The sequence below is a fragment of the Streptococcus mitis genome, from assembly GCF_008763935.1.
Classification (GTDB): Bacteria; Bacillota; Bacilli; order Lactobacillales; family Streptococcaceae; genus Streptococcus; species Streptococcus mitis_DB.
The window spans coordinates 64,291-86,725 of sequence record NZ_VTQF01000002.1 but is presented as its reverse complement, the minus strand read 5'-3'; the positions used below and the strand labels follow the sequence as shown (position 1 = coordinate 86,725).

Genomic DNA, 22,435 nt, shown 5'->3' with positions numbered 1-22,435 from the left:
GTATCCGCCTCTAAACTATCTCATTTTATTGTCTTTTACCGTGACAGTTTTTAAACTTCTTACCAGAACCACATGGGCAAAGTTCATTCCGTCCAATCTGGCTCAAATCCAAATCTTCTGGTATATTTGCTTGGTGGGCAGCGATATTACGAGTCGCTGTTGTACTGATATGGTGTTCTGCTTGTGGTCTTTCTTGTTCATGAATTTGTGCTTTCATCATCAAGCGTGTCACATCAAACTCAATCGAACCAATCATGTCATTAAACATACGGAAACCTTCTGCCTGATACTCAACAACAGGGTTGTTCTGAGCATAGCCACGAAGTCCAACCGCATTACGCAATTGATCGAGGGCATCGATATGATCTGTCCACTTGTTATCTACCACTCGTAGAATCAAGACTTTTTGGAATTCTTTAACTGCTTCTTCATCGCGTAGTTTTGAAACCTGACTATCGTAAACTTGCAAGGCCCGTTGGAAGAGTTCTTCCTTGATGTCCTTATCAGACAAGCCTGACAAGTCTTCCATCGTAATAGAATCTTCTGGAAGCAAGTTGTACTTAGCAAAGTTCAAAATTGCCTCTAGTTTTTCATCTTGTTTGGCACGCGCATGACCATCAACGACACGACCAATCGTGCGTTTAATCATAGCCTGAATTTCAGGTGCCAAGTCACGATCTGCAGTGATGACATCGTAACGTTGAGCATAGATAATCTCACGTTGTTCACGCATGACGTCATCGTATTGAAGGACTTGTTTACGGGTATCGTAGTTATTTCCTTCGACACGTTTTTGCGCCGCTTCAACTTGACGTGTCAACATACGAGACTCAATGGCCTCCTCAGACATGTTCAAGCGTTCAAAGATTCCCTTCAAACGTTCAGAACCAAAACGTTTCATCAAATCATCTTCAAGAGAGAGGTAGAATTGTGACTCACCTGGGTCTCCTTGACGACCTGAACGTCCACGAAGCTGGTTATCGATACGACGGCTTTCATGACGTTCTGTACCAATAACACAAAGTCCTCCAAGTTCACGAACTCCTTCACCAAGCTTGATGTCGGTACCACGACCGGCCATGTTAGTCGCAATGGTAACAGCACCACGTTGACCAGCATTCATAATGATTTGGGCTTCTTTATAGTGGTTCTTAGCATTCAAGACTTCGTGAGGCACGCCAGCTGCGACCAATTTCTTAGAAATGTAATCACTAGTTTCAACTGCAACTGTACCAACCAAGACTGGCTGACCTTTTTGGTAACGAGCCTTAACGTCTTCGACAACCGCCTTAAACTTAGCCTCAATACTTGCATAAAGAAGGTCTGAGTGGTCAATACGTTGAACAGGACGGTTTGTTGGGATCGGAATAACACGAATGTTGTAGATTTCACGGAATTCTTCTTCCTCAGTCTTACCTGTACCTGTCATACCAGACAATTTCTTGTACATACGGAAGAGGTTTTGGTAAGTGATTGAGGCAGATGTCTTGGTTTCATCCTGAATTGGCACACCTTCTTTAGCTTCAATAGCTTGGTGCAATCCATCAGAATAACGACGACCTTCCATGGTACGACCTGTAAATTGGTCAACGATCAAGATTTCTTGTTCTTCGCTCACCACATAGTCAATATCGAGAAGCATAATGTAGTTGGCACGAAGGGCGTTATCGATAAAGTGAGTAAGAGCTACGTTTTCGATGTCATAGAGGTTTTCAAGTTTGAAGTAGCTTTCAGCCTTGTCAATCCCTGAATCAGACAAACCAATAGTCTTAGACTGTACATCGATGATATAGTCGTCTTTGTCCAAAGATTTTACATAGTGGTCTGCCATGTGGTAGAGCTGACTGGTTTCAACTGCATTAGCACCTGATACGATCAAAGGTGTACGGGCCTCGTCAATCAAGATAGAGTCAACCTCATCAACCAAGGCATAGTTGAGCGGACGTTGTACCATGTTTTCAGCACGAACGACCATGTTATCACGTAGGTAGTCAAATCCGATTTCTGAGTTGGTTGAGTAGGTAATGTCACACTCATAGGCTTCTTTTTTCTCCATTGGAGATTTGGCAGCCAAGTTAATCCCTACTGACAAACCAAGCCATGAGTACAATTCACCCATTTCAGTCGCGTCACGTTCTGATAGGTATTCATTGACCGTAACTACGTGGACCCCTTTACCTGAAAGGGCATTGAGGTATACGGGCATGGTCGCAGTCAAGGTTTTCCCTTCCCCTGTACGCATCTCTGGCACGTCACCATGGTGAAGAACGATCCCTCCCATGACCTGAACCTTATATGGAAAGAGACCTAGGACACGTTTGGCACCCTCACGGACAACCGCAAATGCTTCATAAAGCAGTGAATCCAGTGATTCTCCATTTTGATAACGTTCTTTAAATTCAACTGTTTTTGCTTTTAGTTGGTCATCTGTCAAAGCAGCCATTTGGTCTTCGTATTTGAAAACCTTGTCAGCCATCTTTTCCAGACGACGGATTTCTCCTTTATCATTTTCGATAATTGTTTTTAAAATATTAGCCATGTTTTTCCTTACTTTAAATTCCGAATATTTTAGAATGTTCTTTTAATTTTAGCACAATTACTGATTATTTTCAAGGAAGAATCCCCATTTTGAAAAGGAAAAAGAGGCTAGTTTCCAAGCTAACCTCTCTGACTTTTATGATACTTTAATTGCCAAAAATCGGCAAAATGGCAAATAGGATAAATAGATTTATCCAAAAAGAAAGACAACAGATAAGTCCAAAAACAAAGAGACTGACTTTCTTGGACAGCAAGGCCATCAAAATCGACAGAATTCCAAAAACTAGTAAAACTTTCTGCATGATTAAGAGATTGATAGATATTCCCAGAACTGGTTTATCCCAAGGAACAAAGAAGAAAGCCAGCCAGATCAGCAGAACTAAACCAATATAAACCTTGGAATAGCGTGTAATAAATGATTTTAGATGTGCCATAAGCTACCTCCTATCAATAAAAACCATATAAATCAATGCCTTTCGCCCTTAGACTTTCCTAACTCCTTTCTTAGTCTAAGCATGTTTTTGAAAAAGATATAATCTAACCAGTCACTGCCTAGAGATAAGACTATCAAAAGCAACCCAACACCCCAAGTACTAGCATCTGATTCATGATTTAGAACAAAAGGGAAAAATAAGAATGAAAAAATTGTCATATCCAAGCTAAACAGAGCTAAAAGGGAAATATAAATCCAGTAAAAATAGTAGAAGGTGGGGAAAATTTTACTGTTTCTGTCAGCATTGTCTATCCAATAGAAAAAATATAAACAAGGAAATAAGAGTATCAAATGAAACCAATTAAACGACAGTATCATCATCGACACCTCCTCTTTAAAATTGTTTTCTTTAGTTTCGTTCTATTAAATGTTCTTACCAATATAAATCAATGCCTTCCACCTTTAGACTTCCCTAGTTCTCGTCTCAAGCGAAGCATTTTTTTGAAAAAGATATAGGTTAACCAAGAACTGGAAAAAGCAATAAGTAGTAATAATAGCCAAATACCCCAAGACTTGATGTCTGCCACATTTCTCAATAGGATATTGAAAAATAGGACTGAAAAAACTGTCCAAGCAAGGCTAAAAAGAGCATAGAGGGTGATGTAAATCCAGTAAAAATAGTAAAAAATTGGGAAAAATTTACTATCTCTGTTGGCCTTTTCAATCCAGCTGAAAAAGTAAAAACAGGGTAATAAGATTAACAATTTAAACAAATGTTCCATCATCAACACCTCTTTTTGATAGCGCTTTCTTCAACTTCATTTTATCAAAAAAATCTGGAAATGTCATTCCAGATTCTGCTTTTTTATTTACGTTTTCTTGCGATGAGATGAATCGGTGTTCCTTCAAAGACAAAGGCCTTGCGGATTTGATTTTCCAAGAAACGCAGGTAAGAAAAGTGCATGAGTTCTTCTTCGTTGACAAAGATAACAAAGGTCGGTGGTTTAGTTGCCACTTGGGTCGCATAGAAAATCTTAAGACGTTTTCCTTTATCTGTCGGTGTTGGATTGATGGAAATAGCATCCATAATGACATCATTCAAGACAGCTGATGGAATACGTGTATTTTGACTCTCGCTGATTTGCTTGATCATCTCAGGCAATTTGTGGAGACGTTGCTTGGTCAAAGCTGATACAAAGATAATCGGTGCGTAAGGCAGGTATTGGAACTGCTCACGGATATCTTCTTCCCAGTTTTTCATAGTGTGGTTATCTTTTTCAAGCGTATCCCACTTGTTGACCACGATAATCATCCCTTTACCGGCTTCATGAGCAAATCCTGCAATACGCTTGTCATATTCACGGATGCCTTCTTCTGCATTGATGACCATCAAGACCACATCTGAGCGGTCAATAGCACGCATGGCACGCATGACAGAGTATTTCTCTGTATTTTCATAAACCTTACCAGACTTACGCATACCAGCCGTATCAATCATGGTAAACTCTTGACCATCTGTATCTGTAAAGTGGGTATCAATGGCGTCACGAGTGGTTCCAGCAACTGGACTGGCAATGACACGATCTTCTCCCAAAATAGCATTGATCAAGCTTGATTTTCCAACGTTGGGACGACCAATCAGGCTAAACTTAATGACATCTGGATTTTCTTCTTCATATTCATTTGGAAGATTTTCTACGATGGCATCTAGCACATCCCCTGTACCGATACCATGGACAGATGAGATAGGCAATGGTTCACCCAAACCGAGGGCATAGAAATCATAGATATCATTTCGCATCTCAGGGTTGTCCACCTTGTTGACTGCGAGGATAACTGGTTTGTGGGTCTTATAAAGCTTACGGGCTACGTATTCGTCCGCATCGGTAATTCCTTCCTTACCAGACACGACAAAGACGATAACATCTGCTTCTTCCATGGCAATTTCTGCCTGGTGCTTGATTTGTTCCATGAAAGGAGCATCGACATCATCGATTCCTCCTGTATCAATCATGCTAAACGAACGATTGAGCCACTCACCCGTTGCATAGATACGGTCACGTGTCACTCCTTCGACATCTTCTACAATGGAGATTCGCTCACCAGCGATCCGATTAAATAGGGTTGATTTCCCAACATTGGGACGTCCTACAATGGCAATAGTTGGTAGGGCCATAATTTCTCACTTTCTACAATAACTTCTTCTGTTCAAGATTTTTTCTAGTTGAGCTTGGTTCTGCTCGACCAAACTGTTCTGCTAGACGCTGACTCCAGCTTGTGGTTGCACGCGACCCAGCATAGTCCGCCTGTACAAGGTCATAAGCCTCAATCACATCAACGGGTTGTTCCTGATATTCTTCCTCAAATACCACTTGATTTAATGGTAAGCGAGGTTTGACTTCATGTTCTTCATTTGGTATTCCTAGTGCCATACCAAAGACAGGATAGGTGTAGTCAGGCAAATTAAAGAGTTCTGCTACTTCTTCTGACTTGTATCGCACCAAGCCAATAATGACACCACCATAGCCCAAGCTTTCAGCTGCCAACAGGGCATTTTGACCAGCAAGGGCCGCATCGACCGAACTAATCAAGAGACCTTCCATACCTTGGGGTTGGAATGAGTCTGTATGAAGTCGAGCTCCCTTTTCTGCGCGGTTCAAATCTCCGACAAAGAGAAGGAAAACAGCAGACTGGCGAATGGCTTCTTGAGGCACCAATTCATACAAGGCATCTTTCTTTTCTTGACTTCGTACCACAATCACAGAGTAGGATTGGAAATTCTTCCAAGACGAGGCCATCTGGGCTGCTGTCAGGATTTCAGTCAAGTCTTCTTGAGGAAGGACTTGTTCCTTAAATCTTCGAACAGACTTATGAGCTTTCATCAGTTTAATCGTTTCTGTCATCGACGGTTTACTCCTTCTAAACGAGTCTCCTCAGCCAAATAACGGATGCGTTCCATGACGCGTCTGGCTTCCCAGGTTTCGTCATTTCCATGTTTCCCTTTAGCGAAATGCTGCTCCAATTCTTCAAAGTTGAAGTTGGAGGTGAAAAAGGTCGGTAAATTTTCCTGCATCCGATATTGGAGAATGACCTGCAGGATTTCGTCACGCACCCAAGCTGTTGACTGCTCGGCACCAATGTCATCTAAAATCAGGACTTCAGAAAGCTTAAGCTCATCCACCAAGGTCTTCACATTGCCATCACCGATAGCATTTTTGACATCGATGACAAAGCTAGGATAGTGGAGGAGAGTTGATGAAACACCACGTTTTTCTGATAAATCATGGGCTAAGGCAGCCACCATGAAACTTTTACCCACACCAAAGTCTCCATAGAGATAGAGACCTTTTCGAATAGTTGGATATTGCTCCACGAAGGCTAATAGCTTTTCAAAAACTGGCAAGCGACCCAAATCATCCAAGTCAACTTGAGCTAAACTAGCTTTCCTGAGACTGGCTGGCAGATTGATTAACTTGAGACGGTTCTTAATAGCCGCTTCTTTTTCCGCCGCGATTAGTTCAGGAGTTTCTTCATATGAAACATCTGCATAGCCATGATTCATAACCAAAATCGGCTTGTATCCTTTGGCAATATAATCCGTATCACCACGGAGAAATTTGTCACGCTCGGTGATATACTGATTAAACTTGGAGATACTGCGATTCAACTCCTCTGGAGTCAGGGATTCTTGCTGGATAAAGGCCGCAACATCAGGGTCCTTCATGATTTTCTGGACCAAATCTTGATAATGAAAACGGCTAGGTTGACGTTTGAGTACGTCTCCGACACTTTCCATCTAATCTCCTCCTTTTTCTAATCGAGCTAATAGTTCTTGTTTCTTACGTTCTAATTCCAAACGAGTTTCCTCGCTGGTTTCATTCTTATAATCTGGATTGCTCCACTTGGGCACATTGGACTTAGCAAGACTGGGTTTACTACTTTTTTGAGCCTGACTCTTCTGACCACGCTCACGGATTCGCAAAACTGCCTCTTCTGCCGAATGAATCTTTTGATAGGCATAGTCATTGGCCACTTTCATGGCATATTTTTCATTAATATTTGCCGAATCCACCTTATTAAAGGTCAATAAGAGAATGATATTAATAACTTCGTCCAGTAAGCCCAAGCCAGCCATCTGTTGCAAGAGTTCTCTTTCTGTTTGGGTAATGGTCCCCTTGCGTGTTTGCTTGATTTCTGCTAAGAACTGCAGGGCAGTCTTACTTTTAGCTTCTTTGATAATGGTTGCTTCCTTAGGACTAAAATCAGAGGAAACAGGTTTTTGAGCGATTTTTTCCCGCATTCGTTTGGTTGAAATAACCTGAGAAAGAGCTGTTGACTTGGCCAATTGATAGGTTTCAAACCAAGTCCATTTCTTCTCCTCGGCAATGGCAAAGAGGTTTAAGACATCGGACTGCTCATACGCAAAACGAAGCCCATCTCGAGCCATAAGCTGACGAAAATGGTCCAAGTCAAAATCGTTGGCCACTTTCTTCTTGAGACCAAGGTCTTCTTGATTTCCTAGTTCTGCCAAATCTGGAAAGACTTGATTGAGTGAGACAGGTATTTCTTCACCATCAACACTTTCAACTTTCAAATCCTCCACAGCTGCATCACCAATCTTTTTCTCTAAAAGTCTGCGATAAACAGGATGTTCCAAGAAGTCCTGACTAGATAGAGGAGCATGGAGGGCTAGCTGATAAACATCCCCCTTTTGATAGAGGGTCAAGAGATTGAAAGCAGATAGGATTTTCAGGGATTTTATCAGTCTATCCATCCCAAAGTTGAGATGGTTAAGAATGCTTGAAAAAAGATATTCCTTTCTACCATTATCCCAAAAACTAATTGTATAAAGATAAAGGCTCAGTGCCTCCTGACCGATAATCGGGAGGTAGCACTGTACCAGAGATGAGGTATCTTGCGACACCCGATTATTCTTTAGATAAGAAAAACGGTCAATTGGCTTCATTTATCTTTCCTTTTTCTTTTTAGAGGACTGGGTGATTTGTTGGAGCAAGCTCTCTAGCTCACTCACATCCTTAAAACTACGATAGACACTGGCAAAACGTACATAAGTAATCTCATCCAACTCAGCCAACTCCTCCATGACGAGTGAACCAATGTCCTCACTTTGAATTTCATTTTCATTTCGACCACGGAGTTTCTGTTCGATACGATTGACTACCATGTTGATTTCATCACTTGACACAGGACGTTTCTGGGCTGAGCGGATAATTCCATTAAAGATTTTATCTCTAGAGAATTGTTCCCGTGTGCCATCTTTTTTAACAACCACTAAGGTTCTTTCTTCTACTCGTTCGTAGGTTGTAAAACGGTGTTGGCATTCATCGCACTCACGTCTTCTACGAATAGTGTTCCCTTCTTCTGCTTGGCGACTATCGATAACACTTGACTTGGTAGCCCCACATTTTGGACAACGCATCCTTTCCCTCCTTATCGTTTTCTTTTCATTATACCATTTTTTAAGCGATTCCCAAAACAATTCTTCTTTTTGCTTGACAAGTTTTTTGTTTCGTTGTATTATTTAATTAAGACAAAAGGATAAAAGAAAGGAGACCAAGATGTCCTGGACATTTGACAACAAAAAACCCATCTATTTACAGATTATGGAGAAAATCAAGCTTCAGATTGTTTCCCATACACTGGAACCCAATCAACAACTTCCAACCGTGCGAGAGCTGGCTAGCGAGGCTGGTGTCAATCCAAACACCATCCAAAGAGCCTTATCAGACCTTGAACGAGAAGGATTTGTCTACAGTAAGCGAACAACTGGACGATTTGTGACTGAGGATAAGGAGCTAATCGCCCAATCGCGCAAACAATTATCGGAAGAAGAATTGGAACACTTCGTTTCCTCCATGACCCATTTTGGCTATGAAAAAGAAGAACTACCAGGCGTAGTCGGCGATTATATTAAAGGAGTTTAAGCCTATGTCATTACTAGCATTTGAAAATGTATCCAAATCTTATGGAGCAACCCCAGCCCTTGAAAATGTTTCTCTTGACATCCCAGCTGGAAAAATTGTCGGTCTCCTCGGCCCAAACGGCTCAGGAAAAACAACCTTGATTAAACTCATCAATGGCCTCTTACAACCAGATCAAGGACGTGTCCTTATCAACGATATGGACCCAAGCCCAGCAACCAAGGCTATCGTAGCTTATTTGCCAGATACGACCTATCTCAATGAGCAAATGAAGGTCAAAGAAGCCCTAACCTACTTCAAGACCTTCTATAAAGATTTCAATCTTGAACGTGCCCATCATCTTCTTGCTGACCTCGGTATTGATGAAAATAGTCGTCTCAAGAAACTATCAAAAGGAAACAAGGAAAAGGTCCAACTGATTTTGGTTATGAGCCGTGATGCTCGTCTCTATGTTTTGGATGAACCCATTGGTGGGGTGGATCCAGCAGCCCGTGAGTATATCCTCAATACCATTATCAACAACTACTCCCCAACTTCTACCGTTTTGATTTCTACCCACTTAATTTCTGATATCGAGCCAATCTTAGATGAAATTGTCTTCCTCAAAGATGGAAAAGTCGTCCGTCAAGGAAATGTAGATGATATTCGCTATGAGTCTGGTGAATCCATTGACCAACTCTTCCGTCAGGAATTTAAGGCCTAAGCAAAGGAGATTATTATGTTTTGGAATTTAGTTCGCTACGAATTTAAAAATGTTAACAAGTGGTATTTAGCCCTTTACGCTGCCGTGCTAGTTCTTTCCGTTCCCATAGGAATGCAAGGACACTATTATAATTATGTATCTTTCAAAGATAGCCAACCTGTCTTACTTTTCTTTCTGGCTCTCGTCTTTGGTGGATTGATGATTACACTTGGGATTTCAACCATTTTCTTGATTATTAAACGATTCAAAGGTAGTGTCTATGACCGACAAGGCTATCTGACTTTGACCTTGCCAGTTTCTGAACACCATATCATCACAGCCAAATTAGTTGGAGCCTTCATTTGGTCTATCCTTAGCTCCACTGTACTAGCTCTAAGCGCTTTTATTATTGTTACCATAACGGTTCCAGAATGGATATCAAATTCTGAGTTGATTCCACTTGTAGGAACATTCCTTCCTCAACTCTCTCTTATGGGGGTATCCTTCCTACTAAATACCATCTCAGGAATCCTCTGCATCTACTTGGCTATTTCCATCGGACAACTGTTCAATGAATACCGTACCGCACTAGCCATTGTAGCTTATATCGGTATCCAAATCGTCATTGGATTTGTAGAAGTCTTCTTCAATACCAGTACGAACTTCTATGTCAATTCACTTGCAGGATTTAATGATAATTTCTATATGGGAGCAAGTACGAGTATTATTGAAGAACTCATATTCATAGCTATATTTTACCTCGGAACCTACTACATCTTGAGAAACAAGGTTAATTTGCAATAGTTTTAAAGTCTAGCGGCAATAACTCGCTAGGCTTTTTTCGACTTCAGGATTTACATTTTTATATGAAGTATTTAATAAAAAGGAGTATAATGACTTTAAAACTAATTACATGTATATCGATAAGGAGGTCAACTCTTTATGCTGAAAAGATTTGTTATCAAGAAACACCTCATACTTTACTTCTTTTCTATTGCCATTACTTGGCTGGAAGCAATTATCACACCAGCCCTTGTTCAGAATATTGTTGCCAGTTTTACCAATCAAGAACTAGGCCTTCTTTGGAAAGTTTTGATTTTAGGAATCCTTGGTAATCTCATCCTCTTACTGGGTTTGGCTGGGAAACGCTATTACTATGCCCGTTTGATTACTGATTTCAAATATGGAATCAAGAGTGCTATTTTCAAGCGATTTTTAAACAGTTATGAGATCGATGAAAAGGATATTTTGTCCGACCTAGAAAACGACGTCAAGCAACTAGAAGAAAGCTATATTGAGCCAACGGTTATCATTATTTCTTCTCTTGGTTTCACCACTGTATCCATTCTCTATGCCCTTTGGACCAATTTTTACCTGGGCTTGATTTTCATCCTCTTCTACTCCTTTCCTGTACTCTGCAGTGCTATCGGATCAAAGCGTTTGGACTCACTTTCTGAAAAGCGGTCAACTGTTAACCAAAGCTACTTAACAAGCTTGACAAATTTTATTGGCGGTAGCCAACAAATTCGCCATTATCAGGGGCAAGATTTCTTTTTTACTCGCTACCAAAAGCAATTACAAACCAGTCTAGATACCGAAATTAACTATGAAAAGCAACGAACTTTAAACAGTCTCTTGATCAATAGCATCGATGCCTTTTGTTCTGTCACACCAATCGTCATCGGTGGCTTTATGACCTACTATAATTATTTAGATGCAGCGAGTTTTGTGGCCATCTATCTAGTTTCCCATAATATCGGCTATCAATTCCAAGAGTTGGCATACTTTAACAACACCCGAAAAGCGAATCGAACTCTTCTCAACAAATACCAAAAACTTTTGGGCCAGTCTGACTTCATCTCGACTAGAATCATAGAAAACATTTTCCCTATCCAGCTTAACAGCATCTCCTTAGAAAAAGATGGGAATATTCTCTTATCTCCGATTTCCATACACATCAAGCAAGGAGAAAAAATCGCCATTATCGGGGAAAGTGGCTCTGGTAAAACAACCCTACTCAATATCATTCATGGAGAAGAGACACCGACAAGTGGACAGATTAGCTTTGCTGGTCAGAACCTGTCACGTCAAGAAATCACAAGTATTAGTTCCTATATCCTCCAAGATAGCCATTACTTTGACACGCTATCTCTGAAAGACAATATCCTTCTGGGACTGGATAAAAATAAAGAGACTTTAAATCATATCCTCAAAAAAACAGGATTAGAACATTTGAAAAATCGAACGCTCAGCAATGATAGTCTGTCTGGTGGCGAGAAACAACGCCTAGAAATCGCTCGCGCCCTCTACCATGATAACCAACTCATCTTAGCAGATGAGATTAAGGCCAATCTTGACTCGGAAAATAGCAGAAAAATTAGCGACTTGCTCTTCTCCCTACCCCAAACAGTCATTGAAGTCATTCACCACTACACGGAAGAAGACTTAAAACACTATGACCAAGTCATTCACTTAAGCAGAGAAAAGTAATAGTCTATAACATACGATTTTAAAAAGCAAGGAACTCAAATTCCTTGCTTTTTAACTCAATATCAAACTGGCTACAATGGGGCTGACAAAGACATAGAGAATACCGGTGACACCGATAGCCAAGCCACCCATGGCTCCTGCTACAGAGCCGTATCGGAAGGCTGTGCCCGTTCCAACTGCGTGGCCTGTTCCTCCAAGAGAAAGACCAACAGCTACTGGGTCGTCAATTTTCAACCACTTCAAAAGGGTTGGGCCGATAACACTAGTCAAAATTCCAGTTGCCACTACGACAACCAAGGTCACGGTGGTCAAGCCTTGCAATTTTTCTGTAATTCCCACTGCCATAGCGGTTGTCACTGACTTAGGAAAGAGAGAAATGGCTAGGAAAAAGTCCATGCCAAAGATTTTAGCCACAAGAGCTGTGAAAGAGGTATTGACCACTACCGCTAACAAACTACCAAAGAGAATACTCCGAGCATGATGCTTCATCAAGTGAAAACTCTTATAAAGCGGAATCCCTAGAGCCACTGTCGATGGGACAATCAAGTTATTCAGATAAACTCCACCTTGATAGTAATCTTGGTAAGAAATCCCCGTCACCTTTAGAAAGATGATAATGAAAACAGCTGACAAAAGCAGAGGAGTTGTCAATGGATGGGGAAAACGTCTATAAATCAGCATTCCCACTAGATAAGCTAAGATAGACAGGGCAAGCCCAAACAGGGGATTGGAAACAAATTCACTCATTTGGCATCTCCTTTCTCATAATCTCCCTCAAACCGTCGTTTGATAAACTGAACAACCAAGGCAATGAGGATAATGTTGATAACAGCCGCAAAAAAGACAATCAAAACAATGGGCAAGAGATAGGGAGCAATCACATCAAACTTTTCCATGATTCCCACTGCTGGCGGCAAAAAGAGAATGGTCATATTGGCCAGCAAGAAATTTCCCACCATGTTGACATGTCTGGTTCTCAGCCACTTGAACTGTAAGGCTAAAAACAAAATAATTAAACCGATAATACTGCCTGGGATGGGCAAATGAAAGAAACTGGAAATTCCCTCTCCGATTAGAGAAATCACAAAGAGAATCATTAATTGAACATATAATTTCATCCTAAACTCCACGAAATAGACTTCTTGCATACCAGTTTACTCTTTTTTCAGAAAATTTCAAGGAAATGCACAAGGGATAATGAAAATTAGAAAGGAAAGGGGATACAAACAATTCTTGACTTGTGAAAACAGGCATGATTTAGGATAAAATATTCCAGCGTCCTTCTTGTCAGCATTCTTGAAAAGTAGTATAATTATTGCATGCGCAATCATCTTGTGATGCAGAGACTGTCCGTTAATGGACATTCTTCTATCTTATAACTCTAAAAAGAAAGGAGATACTATGACCTATTTGGAAAAATGGTTTGACTTCAATCGGCGTCAGAAAGAAATTGAAAACCTCTTGGAAGAGACCATTGCCCAGCAGAGCGAGCAAAGTCTGACCTTGAAAGAGTTCTACCTGCTCTACTATCTGGACTTGGCTCAAGAAAAATCTCTACGTCAGATTGACCTGCCAGATAAACTTCATCTGAGCCCAAGCGCTGTTTCTCGGATGGTGGCTCGCTTGGAAGCCAAAAATTGCGGTCTACTTAGTCGCAGGTGTTGTGATCAAGATCGACGCTCTAGTTTTATCTGCCTGACAGGTGATGGGCAAAAGACACTGGCTTCTCTACAGAAGGCTGTCGAAGAAAGCTTGGAAACTGGTTTGGATTTCTTGATTTAAGATGATTGAAATTACCTATCTAGATGCCAGCAAGAACGAAAGAACTGTGACTTTCGAGTCTTATGAAGATTTTGATCGTTCACAACAAGCTTGCCTTATCGGCGTCGCAGACTACTACCCAGTCCAAAAATTAACTTACAACGGTCATGATTTGGACTACCATGGGACTTATGGAGATGTCTTCTTCTATCTCATGAAACAAGATTTAAGCCAATATAACTAAAAAAGGAGAAATACAATGGCAAAAGCAATTACAGATGCAACATTCGAACAAGAAACAAAAGACGGTTTGGTCTTGGTAGACTTCTGGGCAACTTGGTGTGGTCCATGTCGTATGCAAGGTCCAATCTTGGATAAATTGTCTGAAGAACTTTCAGAAGATGTCTTGAAAATCGTTAAAATGGACGTTGATGAGAATCCAAACACAGCTCGTGCTTTTGGAATCATGTCTATCCCAACTCTTCTCTTCAAAAAAGACGGCCAAGTGGTGAAACAAGTTGCTGGTGTTCACACAGCAGAACAAATCAAGGCCATCGTTGCGGAATTGAGCTAATCACATTAGAGACCAAGTACTTTCTTTGGTCTCTTTTTTCTTGCCCTTTGCCATTTTTCAAAAAATATGCTAGACTGTAGGTAGAATATTACGATGTTTGGGACATGCCATCGCTAAAAAAAACCTCTACTTGGTATTTTTTAGCTCCCTCATGGGAGCTTTTTGCGTGCTCTGAACATTTCCCATTTTGGAAGGAGTACTATGAAACGTCAATCAGCCTTGGTCGTCTTTAGTGGCGGTCAAGATTCCACAACCTGCCTCTTCTGGGCCAAAGAACACTATGAAACAGTCGAAGCTGTCACCTTTGCCTACGGTCAACGTCATCATCTCGAAATTCAAGTTGCCCAAGAAATCGCTAAGGAACAAGGCATTCGTCATCACATCCTAGATATGTCTCTGCTGGGACAAATCACTGAAAATGCCCTGACTTCTGATATGGAGATTAAGCAAAAAGAGGGAGAGGTTCCCAATACCTTCGTTGATGGTCGCAACCACCTCTTTCTATCCTTTGCGGCAGTTCTTGCCAAACAACGTGGCATTAAAGACATCGTGACAGGTGTTTGCGAGACAGACTTCTCAGGCTACCCTGATTGTCGAGATGTCTTTGTCAAATCCCTCAATGTCACCCTCAACCTTGCCATGGATTACGACTTTGTTATCCAAACGCCTCTCATGTGGCTGGACAAGGCTGAAACTTGGGAGTTAGCCGATCAACTCGGTACCTTTGACTACGTTCGTGAAAAGACCTTAACCTGCTACAATGGAATTATCGGAAGCGGCTGTGGGGATTGCCCAGCCTGCCACCTACGTCAGCATGGTTTAGATGTCTATCTCTCACAGAAAGGAGAGGTCTAATGTTTTTTGCACCCAAAGAAATCAAACAAGAAACTGGGGAGTCTCTTGTCTACAATCCTCACAGAACCTTGGTATCAAAAGAGTTCACTTTCGATGCTGCCCACCACCTCTTTCACTATGAGGGGAAATGCAAATCCCTTCATGGCCACACCTATCATCTGCAGATTGCTGTCAGTGGATTTTTAGATGAACGTGGCATGACCTACGATTTCGGAGACATCAAAGCAATCTACAAGAACTACTTAGAACCCCACTTGGATCATCGCTATCTCAATGAAACTCTTCCCTATATGAACACGACTGCTGAAAATATGGTTTACTGGATTTTCCAAACCATGAGTCAAGAGTTACCTGATGAGCGTGGTCTTCGTTTGGAATACGTTCGCCTCTATGAAACTCCGACTTCCTTTGCAGAGTTTAGACGGGAGTGGTTAGATGACTAGGGAACGTGTCCTCAAACTACCAGTTCTGGAAATTTTTGGCCCTACCTTTCAAGGTGAAGGTCGTGCTATTGGGCAGAAAACCATGTTTGTCCGCACTGCCGGTTGCGACTACCACTGCGACTGGTGCGATTCTGCCTTTACTTGGGATGGTTCTGAAAAACCAACTCGCATGACAGCTGACGAAGTCATTGCTGAGTTGGATAAACTAGGGAACTACGACTATGTAACCCTGTCTGGCGGAAATCCCGCTATCCTAGCAGCCAACATGGCTGAACTGGTCACCAAGCTCAAGGAACGTGGTGTCACCCTTGCTGTTGAGACCCAAGGCTCTCGCTGGCAAAATTGGTTAAAAGATATCGACCAGGTTACTCTGAGTCCCAAACCTCCTTCATCCAAGATGGAAGTCAACTTTGAGACCCTGGACTTTATCGTTTCCCAACTGGATCCAGACAAGGTCACCTTTAAAATCCCTGTCTTTGATGATGCAGATTTAGCCTTTGCTAAAGGAATACAAGAACGCTACCAACCAGATGTCCTTTTCTTATCTGCTGGAAATCCTGAACCCAAGGCTACAGGAAATATTATCCAAGATCAACTGGACCGTCTCAAAGAACTCTGGGAACGCGTCGCTGCCGACGATAGCTGGGGCAATGTCCGCGTCCTTCCTCAACTGCATACCCTCCTCTACGATAATCAACGTGGTGTTTAAGATTAGAAAGAAAAAATCATGTCACAACAAGAAGAAATGAAAAACCTCAGCCTACTGGGCAACAAAGAAACCAACTACATCTTTGACTATCAACCAGATGTCCTCGAATCTTTTGACAATCGTCATGTGGAAAATGACTATTTCATCAAATTTAACTGTCCTGAATTTACCTCACTGTGTCCAATCACTGCTCAACCAGACTTTGCGACCATTTATATTTCCTACATTCCTGACAAGCTCTGTGTTGAGTCAAAATCCCTCAAACTCTACCTCTTTAGCTACCGAAACCACGGAGATTTCCACGAAAACTGTATCAACACCATCGGGAAAGACTTGGTCAACTTGCTAGACCCTCGCTATTTAGAAGTCTGGGGAAAATTCACTCCGCGCGGTGGCATCTCAATTGATCCCTACTACAACTACGGTAAGCCTGGAACTAAGTATGAAGGATTGGCAGAACAACGCCTCTTCCAACACGACCTCTATCCAGAGAAAATTGACAACCGCTAAACAGATAAGAAAAAGCCCTGTTCCTCAAATCGAGGAGCAAGGCTTTTTGAGTTTCAATTATTCTTCTGTTCCAAGGAAGTTTTTAGCAACAAGGGCTGCAAGAATCCCACCAACGATTGGAGCAAGGATGAAAATCCATACTTGTTGAAGGGCTGAGCCACCTACCAAGACAGCTGGTGCCAAGCTACGAGCTGGGTTTACTGAAAGTCCAGTAATGTTCAATCCAACAAGAATCATAGCCATCAATGACAAACCGATTACCAAACCAGCAATCGCGCCATTTCCTTTACTTTCTGAAGTAACAGTCATGATAACCAAAACAAACAAGAAAGTTGCGATGACTTCAAACAAGAAACCACCAAAGACAGTGACACCGTTTGCCAAGGCATTTTCACCAAGACTAGCAGTTGACATGCCTGAGTTAGACAAGAGGAAGAATACCGCAGCTGACGCAAGGAAAGCTCCAACTACTTGTCCAAGGATGTAGTTGACAAGTTCTTTTGATGACAAACGTTTGTTTACAAACATAGCAATCGAAACAGCTGGATTCAAGTGAGCACCTGAAATAGTTCCGATTGAGTAGGCTGCAACCACGATGGCTAAACCAAAGGCAAAGGCGATTCCAAGGTGACCTAGGCCATCAAGACCATTTCCAAAAACAACAGCTCCTGTTCCGACGAACACAAGCATGAACGTACCGATTAACTCAGCAACAAATTTTTTCATTTTCTTTCTCCTTTTTTCAAAAACTAGATACTAGTCTATCAAAAGAGGGAAAGGGTTTCAAGAAAATTGTTTGGAAATTTTCAGGATGAAATTCTATAAAAACGGTAGTGTTTATTTGAAACATTTTTTCTAAAGGTATATAATATCAACATAGTTCAGATATGTTGTTCAGTCCCTATTTTGAACTAATTTTACAACTTTACTGTTCTTTTATGAACGTTTGAATGGTATCGTGGATACCAAGGAGGAATCATATGTCTAAAGTTGCTATTGTCACAGGTGCAGGTCAAGGAATCGGTTTTGCAATCGCAAAACGATTGGTTCAAGATGGCTTTAAGGTAGGAGTCTTAGACTACAATCCCGAAACAGCTGAAAAGGCTGTTGCCGAATTATCAGCTGAGAATGCCTTCGCTGTCGTGGCCGATGTTTCGAAACAAGCCGAAGTTGCGCAGGCATTTCAAAAGGTTGTTGACCATTTTGGTGATTTGAATGTTGTTGTAAATAACGCTGGTGTTGCTCCAACTACTCCTCTTGATACAATTACTGAGGAACAATTTACACGCACTTTCGGTATCAACGTTGGTGGTGTCATTTGGGGTTCACAAGCTGCACAAGCGCAATTTAAAGCACTTGGCCACGGAGGTAAAATTATCAACGCAACCTCTCAAGCAGGTGTTGTTGGAAATCCAAACTTGACTGTTTATGGTGGAACAAAATTTGCTGTTCGAGGAATTACGCAAACATTAGCACGTGATCTAGCAGACTCAGGCATCACTGTTAACGCCTACGCACCAGGTATTGTGAAAACACCAATGATGTACGACATCGCTCATGAAGTTGGTAAAAATGCAGGAAAAGATGACGAGTGGGGTATGCAGACATTTGCAAAAGATATTACCCTAAAACGTCTATCTGAACCAGAAGATGTGGCTGCTGCCGTCAGCTTCCTTGCAGGACCAGATTCAAACTACATTACAGGACAAACCATTATCGTTGATGGTGGTATGCAATTCCATTAAGATACAGGAAAAGAGGTTGGAAAATGATTCAACCTCTTTTATTAGTTTTCATTATTAGTTAGGAGGATACAATAGAAACTCTTTCAATAAGTAATATTAGCTTATCCCTAGTATTGAAAAGACTGGATAGCTTCTTTCAACTCATCTTGTAAACTATTTCTCTGGTCAAGTTGGACATAGACTTCCAACATACAGGATCTGAAGTTGGAAAATTTATAAAAATCTTCCCTTTCTTCTATCGGAAAGTCAACAGTTTTTATCCAAGAAGCTACTTTCTCTTGCTCCAACTTCCCTTGTAAAATAGGTTCATAGATCACTCTTGCTAAACGCCAATCCTCATCATCTGTAAAGCGAATCGAAATTCTTTTAAATAGTTGGCCAAGTATCTCAAATACTTCATGAACTCTGGTTTTAGGAAAGTCTGGATGACAAACCACCTCTGTCAGTAAATCGGCTCCATGTGCAAAAGCATGAACCCAACCGTACTGACTTGAAAAACCCCTTGTATCCTTTTCTTTTGAAAGATAGTGCAAGCCTTGATTTAAAAGGACATTACGAATTTCTGCTTTTAATCCCTGATAAAAAATCGATTGCTGGTTGGTATCCGCAGACAAGAGATTTGCATAAATAAGCGCCCTAAAAGAACGTTCAAGTGTTGGCAGACCTACCTTATCAATTTCTTTATCTAGTCCTCCATCAGCTAAGACAACCTCAGCAATGAAATGAAATTGTTCCTGTGTAAATAGCTCTTCCTGAATCCCTCTAGCAAAGCTTGTAAAAACAAGGTCATCGCGAATTTCTGGAGAAGGATCTCCCAAATGATCAAGCAACCACTGGATTTCTTCCTCATGATAACTGGGTTTTTCTTCTGCTATTTTTCTAAGTAACTCTTGATACATGGGCAATACCTCTACATTTCTAGCAACTTGATATAATCTAGACCCCATTTCTCGACAGCATCTAAAACAACTCTGAATTCCTGCCCCATTTCAGTTAAGCTGTACTCAACTCGTGGTGGAACTTCGGCATAGACCTTTCGTTGAACAATCTTATCCTTTTCTAATTGACGGAGATGACGGGTCAAAATAGTTTGAGTAATCCCAGGCAATAATCTCTGCAATTCTTTAAATCGTTTGGTACCCGTACTCAACTGATAAATGATTACCAGTGCCCATTTCCCCGTTAAAACCCTCTGCGTTGTCGCAAATGGACAAATACCATACTCACTCACTTTATTTGTCATAAAATATCTTCTTTCTATTTTTTAAAAAAATTTATCTTTTAGTATCAATAATAGTACTACTTTTGATACTAGCTATCGAAAAAGTGTCTACTTGTTTTTTTGTTTGTAACTGTTACAATTATATCATAAAAAAGAAATGGAGAATAGATATGTCAGCAAACTTAGAAATTTTCAATGCTTATAACCAAGCTTTAATTGCTGGTGACTTTCCTGGTGTCTTTGAAACGATGGCAGACGATATTATCTGGCATCAACCTGGTACTCATAGTATATCTGGTACAGTTGTTGGTAAGGACAAGCTAGGAACTCACCTGGCTACATTTGCTGAGAAAACTAATGGAACCTTTAAGGTGATAACAAATTGGGTTTCTGACAATAAGGATTTAATCGCAGCCAATGTTACTTTTCTTGGAACACGTGCTGATGGTACTGAACTCAATATGAACGGGATTGACCTCTTCCGCATTGAAGACGGAAAAATCAAAGAAGTTTGGCTCTTCTCTTCAGATCAAGCTGAAGAAGATAGCTTTTGGGGATAATTTAAGAGGCCAGGACAAAAAATTTTGATTTTAGGAATTCTTTATTATAAATTTTTAAAATCGATAGATTAGATAAAAAAGCAAACAAAACAGAATTCTGAGTTTCAGATAACTCGTTTTGTTCGCTTTTTTTATTTAAGGTTAGACTTTTGTCCCAGACTCTTTTAATTTACTCTCCCAACTGGGCACTGTAGGCGATAATCTGGTCAACCGTGTCTGACAAAAATTGAATGGTATCACGGAGTGGTTTATCTGTTGAAATATCAGCTCCGATAATCATAGCTGACTCAAGCGGTGTCTTGCTTCCACCTGATTTGAGGAGATTAAGCCAGTCTTCAGCTCCATTCTCAGAGTTTTTAAGATGGAGGTAACCAGCTGTCGAGATGACTAGTCCTGCCGAGTAGGTGTAACTATATAAGCCCATGTAATAGTGAGCTTGGCGCATCCAAGTCAAAGCTGCATCATCATCGATTTCAATGGCATCTCCCCAGAAATCCGTCAAAACTTCCCTCATAATGCTGTTGAGCTTGCTTGCTCCAAAGGTCTCCCCTTCTTCAATCAATGTATACACCTTACGCTGGAAGGCTGCTTCCAAGAGGTGGGTAATAAAGTTATGGAAGTAGGTGTCTGTCAAGCGGTGAGCAAGAGCGAAGCGTTTTTGACGAGGGTCGTCAGATTGGTGCTCCAAGTAATCACTGAGAAGCAATTCATTGAAAGTTGACGGCGCTTCGACATAGTAGGTCGACATGTGAGCATTGAAGTAACTCTGATGATTATCTGAAAAGATGAATTGACCAGAATGCCCGATTTCATGAATCAAGGTATAGACATCGCTCAAACGGCCTGTCCAGCTCATGAGGACATATGGATGAACGCGATATGGATCCGCCGCATAACCACCAGAATCCTTGCCACTGTTGGCAGCAAAGTCCACCCAGCGCTCTTCTTGATAGCGAGCAACTTCCTGACAATATTCTTGTCCCAAAGGTTCTACCGACTTCATGACCAAATCATAGGCGTCGTCAATGGTCACTTCAGGATTGAGGGCACTATCCAAATCCAATTTCCAGTCTGCAAAAGTCATCTTTTCAAGACCATTTACCTTGGCAACATGCTTGAGGTATCTCTGAGCAACGGGTGCAAAATCCTTCATGATGAGGTCAATCTGGCGGTCAAACATGGCACGGTCCACTTCTTGTTCAGCTAGAAGATAGTCAAAAACTGATTCGTAGCCCTTCATATCTGCCAATAGTTTTTCAGACTTAACCTGAGCTAGATAGGCTGCAGCAGCCGTATTTTGGTGCTTACGAAGTCCCTCTGAGAAGGAACGGAAGGATTTCTCACGAACCTCAGCGTCCTCATGATTTTGGTAGAAATTCTCATAAGTAACAAAGCTGTTTTTGTAGGTCTTGCCATGAGCTTCAAAGTCAGCCATTTCAAAATCCCCAGCTCGCATCTTAGTGTAAATATCCTGCGGACTGTAGAAAACTTCACCGAGATTGGTCAAGGCTTTTTCCACATCAGCCCCTAGATAATGGGCTTTTTTGATTTTTGCCTGACGAATAGCTGCCGTCAAGTGAGGCAATTCCCCCAAACGGTCTAAGACTTCCTCATCAGCTTCCACCAAGGCATCGTCAAAGAAGGTCAAGGCTACACTGGCATCTGTTTCGAATTCCATCCCAGCTTGGGCAATGTTAGCAAATTCGTCATTGCTATAATCTGTCGTCTGAGGCATAAAACCATAGTTACCAATATGGCTCATCTGAATGTAGATTTGTTCCAATTCCGCAAAGGCCTTTTCAAAATCCTCAAAAGTATGAAGATTATCCTTGTAATCACGGCTAAATTGGTTAATGTCTTCTCGAGCCTTCTCGATTGCATGCAAGAAATCTTCACGATCTTGGTATAGGGCTGTTAAATCCCAAAGTTCCTTCTCTGGAAATTCTGAACGGTGTTTTTGTTCCATCTTCT

The 22,435-nt window shown here is 41.2% G+C and carries 28 protein-coding genes; 13 read left to right on the top strand and 15 right to left on the bottom strand.

Annotation, left to right across the window (positions count from 1 at the left end):
* Window positions 1-25: 25 nt before the first annotated feature.
* From secA to nrdR, 9 genes are all read right to left on the bottom strand, one after another.
* The gene (secA, locus tag F9B91_RS03140) at window positions 26-2,539 is read right to left on the bottom strand and encodes a preprotein translocase subunit SecA (protein ID WP_150922483.1); all 2,514 of its coding nucleotides are present in this window, start codon (window positions 2,537-2,539) and stop codon (window positions 26-28) included.
* Between the two features lie 145 nt (window positions 2,540-2,684).
* On the bottom strand, window positions 2,685-2,972 hold the full coding sequence (locus tag F9B91_RS03135) for a hypothetical protein (protein ID WP_191962401.1): 288 nt from the start codon (window positions 2,970-2,972) through the stop codon (window positions 2,685-2,687).
* Between the two features lie 32 nt (window positions 2,973-3,004).
* Window positions 3,005-3,352, bottom strand: coding sequence for a hypothetical protein (locus F9B91_RS11410; protein ID WP_150922482.1), 348 nt, complete (start codon window positions 3,350-3,352; stop codon window positions 3,005-3,007).
* A gap of 65 nt (window positions 3,353-3,417) precedes the next feature.
* A complete protein-coding gene (locus tag F9B91_RS03125; RefSeq protein WP_049544585.1) occupies window positions 3,418-3,753 on the bottom strand; it encodes a hypothetical protein in 336 nt (111 codons plus the stop codon).
* A gap of 83 nt (window positions 3,754-3,836) precedes the next feature.
* Window positions 3,837-5,147, bottom strand: coding sequence for a ribosome biogenesis GTPase Der (gene der / locus F9B91_RS03120; protein WP_150922481.1), 1,311 nt, complete (start codon window positions 5,145-5,147; stop codon window positions 3,837-3,839).
* A 13-nt stretch (window positions 5,148-5,160) separates the two neighbouring features.
* Complete coding sequence (locus F9B91_RS03115; RefSeq protein ID WP_150922480.1) at window positions 5,161-5,874, bottom strand: NADPH-dependent oxidoreductase; 714 nt, start codon at window positions 5,872-5,874, stop codon at window positions 5,161-5,163.
* Window positions 5,871-6,767: a primosomal protein DnaI gene (gene dnaI / locus F9B91_RS03110; protein WP_150922479.1), complete on the bottom strand. Its 897-nt coding sequence runs from the start codon at window positions 6,765-6,767 to the stop codon at window positions 5,871-5,873. Before dnaI ends, F9B91_RS03115 begins: the two co-directional genes overlap by 4 nt.
* Window positions 6,768-7,937, bottom strand: coding sequence for a replication initiation and membrane attachment family protein (locus tag F9B91_RS03105; protein ID WP_150922478.1), 1,170 nt, complete (start codon window positions 7,935-7,937; stop codon window positions 6,768-6,770).
* On the bottom strand, window positions 7,938-8,411 hold the full coding sequence (gene nrdR / locus F9B91_RS03100; RefSeq protein WP_001203672.1) for a transcriptional regulator NrdR: 474 nt from the start codon (window positions 8,409-8,411) through the stop codon (window positions 7,938-7,940).
* Window positions 8,412-8,550: 139 nt separating this feature from the next.
* Here nrdR and F9B91_RS03095 point away from each other — a divergent pair, with 139 nt between their 5' ends.
* The 4 genes from F9B91_RS03095 to F9B91_RS03080 all read left to right on the top strand — a co-directional run bounded on the left by F9B91_RS03095 (window position 8,551) and on the right by F9B91_RS03080 (window position 12,085).
* Window positions 8,551-8,916, top strand: a complete 366-nt coding sequence (locus tag F9B91_RS03095; RefSeq protein WP_000119149.1) for a GntR family transcriptional regulator — start codon at window positions 8,551-8,553, stop codon at window positions 8,914-8,916.
* 4 nt (window positions 8,917-8,920) lie between these two features.
* Window positions 8,921-9,616 carry an ABC transporter ATP-binding protein gene (locus tag F9B91_RS03090; protein ID WP_000054197.1) on the top strand — a complete coding sequence of 232 codons (696 nt, stop codon included), beginning with the start codon at window positions 8,921-8,923 and terminating at the stop codon, window positions 9,614-9,616.
* 15 nt (window positions 9,617-9,631) lie between these two features.
* Window positions 9,632-10,399, top strand: coding sequence for a hypothetical protein (locus F9B91_RS03085; protein WP_000498767.1), 768 nt, complete (start codon window positions 9,632-9,634; stop codon window positions 10,397-10,399).
* Between the two features lie 138 nt (window positions 10,400-10,537).
* On the top strand, window positions 10,538-12,085 hold the full coding sequence (locus F9B91_RS03080) for an ATP-binding cassette domain-containing protein (protein ID WP_150922477.1): 1,548 nt from the start codon (window positions 10,538-10,540) through the stop codon (window positions 12,083-12,085).
* A 51-nt stretch (window positions 12,086-12,136) separates the two neighbouring features.
* On the opposite strand, the gene F9B91_RS03075 is transcribed toward F9B91_RS03080, so the two are convergent.
* Window positions 12,137-12,832, bottom strand: coding sequence for an LrgB family protein (locus F9B91_RS03075; RefSeq protein ID WP_001288952.1), 696 nt, complete (start codon window positions 12,830-12,832; stop codon window positions 12,137-12,139).
* Window positions 12,829-13,203, bottom strand: a complete 375-nt coding sequence (locus tag F9B91_RS03070) for a CidA/LrgA family protein (RefSeq protein WP_000781325.1) — start codon at window positions 13,201-13,203, stop codon at window positions 12,829-12,831. Before F9B91_RS03070 ends, F9B91_RS03075 begins: the two co-directional genes overlap by 4 nt.
* Window positions 13,204-13,486: 283 nt before the next feature.
* Between F9B91_RS03070 and F9B91_RS03065 the strand changes: the two genes are divergently transcribed.
* The 7 genes from F9B91_RS03065 (at window position 13,487) to queF (ending at window position 16,937) form a co-directional block, all read left to right on the top strand.
* Window positions 13,487-13,867, top strand: coding sequence for a MarR family winged helix-turn-helix transcriptional regulator (locus F9B91_RS03065; protein WP_191962400.1), 381 nt, complete (start codon window positions 13,487-13,489; stop codon window positions 13,865-13,867).
* Between the two features lies 1 nt (window position 13,868).
* Complete coding sequence (locus F9B91_RS03060; protein WP_000570256.1) at window positions 13,869-14,090, top strand: DUF4649 family protein; 222 nt, start codon at window positions 13,869-13,871, stop codon at window positions 14,088-14,090.
* A gap of 15 nt (window positions 14,091-14,105) precedes the next feature.
* Complete coding sequence (gene trxA / locus F9B91_RS03055) at window positions 14,106-14,420, top strand: thioredoxin (protein WP_001029581.1); 315 nt, start codon at window positions 14,106-14,108, stop codon at window positions 14,418-14,420.
* Between the two features lie 201 nt (window positions 14,421-14,621).
* Complete coding sequence (queC, locus tag F9B91_RS03050; protein WP_033684847.1) at window positions 14,622-15,275, top strand: 7-cyano-7-deazaguanine synthase QueC; 654 nt, start codon at window positions 14,622-14,624, stop codon at window positions 15,273-15,275.
* Window positions 15,275-15,718, top strand: a complete 444-nt coding sequence (gene queD, locus F9B91_RS03045) for a 6-carboxytetrahydropterin synthase QueD (RefSeq protein WP_000464576.1) — start codon at window positions 15,275-15,277, stop codon at window positions 15,716-15,718. Before queC ends, queD begins: the two co-directional genes overlap by 1 nt.
* The gene (queE, locus tag F9B91_RS11275; RefSeq protein ID WP_000196472.1) at window positions 15,711-16,427 is read left to right on the top strand and encodes a 7-carboxy-7-deazaguanine synthase QueE; all 717 of its coding nucleotides are present in this window, start codon (window positions 15,711-15,713) and stop codon (window positions 16,425-16,427) included. Before queD ends, queE begins: the two co-directional genes overlap by 8 nt.
* Before the next feature lie 18 nt (window positions 16,428-16,445).
* Window positions 16,446-16,937 carry a preQ(1) synthase gene (gene queF / locus F9B91_RS11270; RefSeq protein ID WP_000082575.1) on the top strand — a complete coding sequence of 164 codons (492 nt, stop codon included), beginning with the start codon at window positions 16,446-16,448 and terminating at the stop codon, window positions 16,935-16,937.
* A gap of 57 nt (window positions 16,938-16,994) precedes the next feature.
* Here queF and F9B91_RS03035 read toward each other — a convergent pair whose 3' ends face one another.
* Window positions 16,995-17,663 (bottom strand): MIP/aquaporin family protein, encoded by a 669-nt coding sequence (locus F9B91_RS03035; RefSeq protein ID WP_150922475.1) that lies wholly within the window; start codon window positions 17,661-17,663, stop codon window positions 16,995-16,997.
* Window positions 17,664-17,917: 254 nt separating this feature from the next.
* Between F9B91_RS03035 and F9B91_RS03030 the strand changes: the two genes are divergently transcribed.
* Window positions 17,918-18,682: a (S)-acetoin forming diacetyl reductase gene (locus tag F9B91_RS03030; RefSeq protein WP_000048147.1), complete on the top strand. Its 765-nt coding sequence runs from the start codon at window positions 17,918-17,920 to the stop codon at window positions 18,680-18,682.
* A gap of 107 nt (window positions 18,683-18,789) precedes the next feature.
* Here the strand turns inward: F9B91_RS03030 and F9B91_RS03025 are convergent, their stop codons facing one another.
* The gene (locus F9B91_RS03025; RefSeq protein ID WP_150922651.1) at window positions 18,790-19,581 is read right to left on the bottom strand and encodes a DUF2785 domain-containing protein; all 792 of its coding nucleotides are present in this window, start codon (window positions 19,579-19,581) and stop codon (window positions 18,790-18,792) included.
* Between the two features lie 11 nt (window positions 19,582-19,592).
* Window positions 19,593-19,925, bottom strand: a complete 333-nt coding sequence (locus tag F9B91_RS03020; protein ID WP_000182730.1) for a winged helix-turn-helix transcriptional regulator — start codon at window positions 19,923-19,925, stop codon at window positions 19,593-19,595.
* 149 nt (window positions 19,926-20,074) lie between these two features.
* Between F9B91_RS03020 and F9B91_RS03015 the strand changes: the two genes are divergently transcribed.
* Window positions 20,075-20,464 (top strand): nuclear transport factor 2 family protein, encoded by a 390-nt coding sequence (locus F9B91_RS03015; RefSeq protein ID WP_150922474.1) that lies wholly within the window; start codon window positions 20,075-20,077, stop codon window positions 20,462-20,464.
* Window positions 20,465-20,633: 169 nt separating this feature from the next.
* Here the strand turns inward: F9B91_RS03015 and pepF are convergent, their stop codons facing one another.
* On the bottom strand, window positions 20,634-22,430 hold the full coding sequence (gene pepF / locus F9B91_RS03010; RefSeq protein ID WP_150922473.1) for an oligoendopeptidase F: 1,797 nt from the start codon (window positions 22,428-22,430) through the stop codon (window positions 20,634-20,636).
* Window positions 22,431-22,435: the final 5 nt, after the last annotated feature.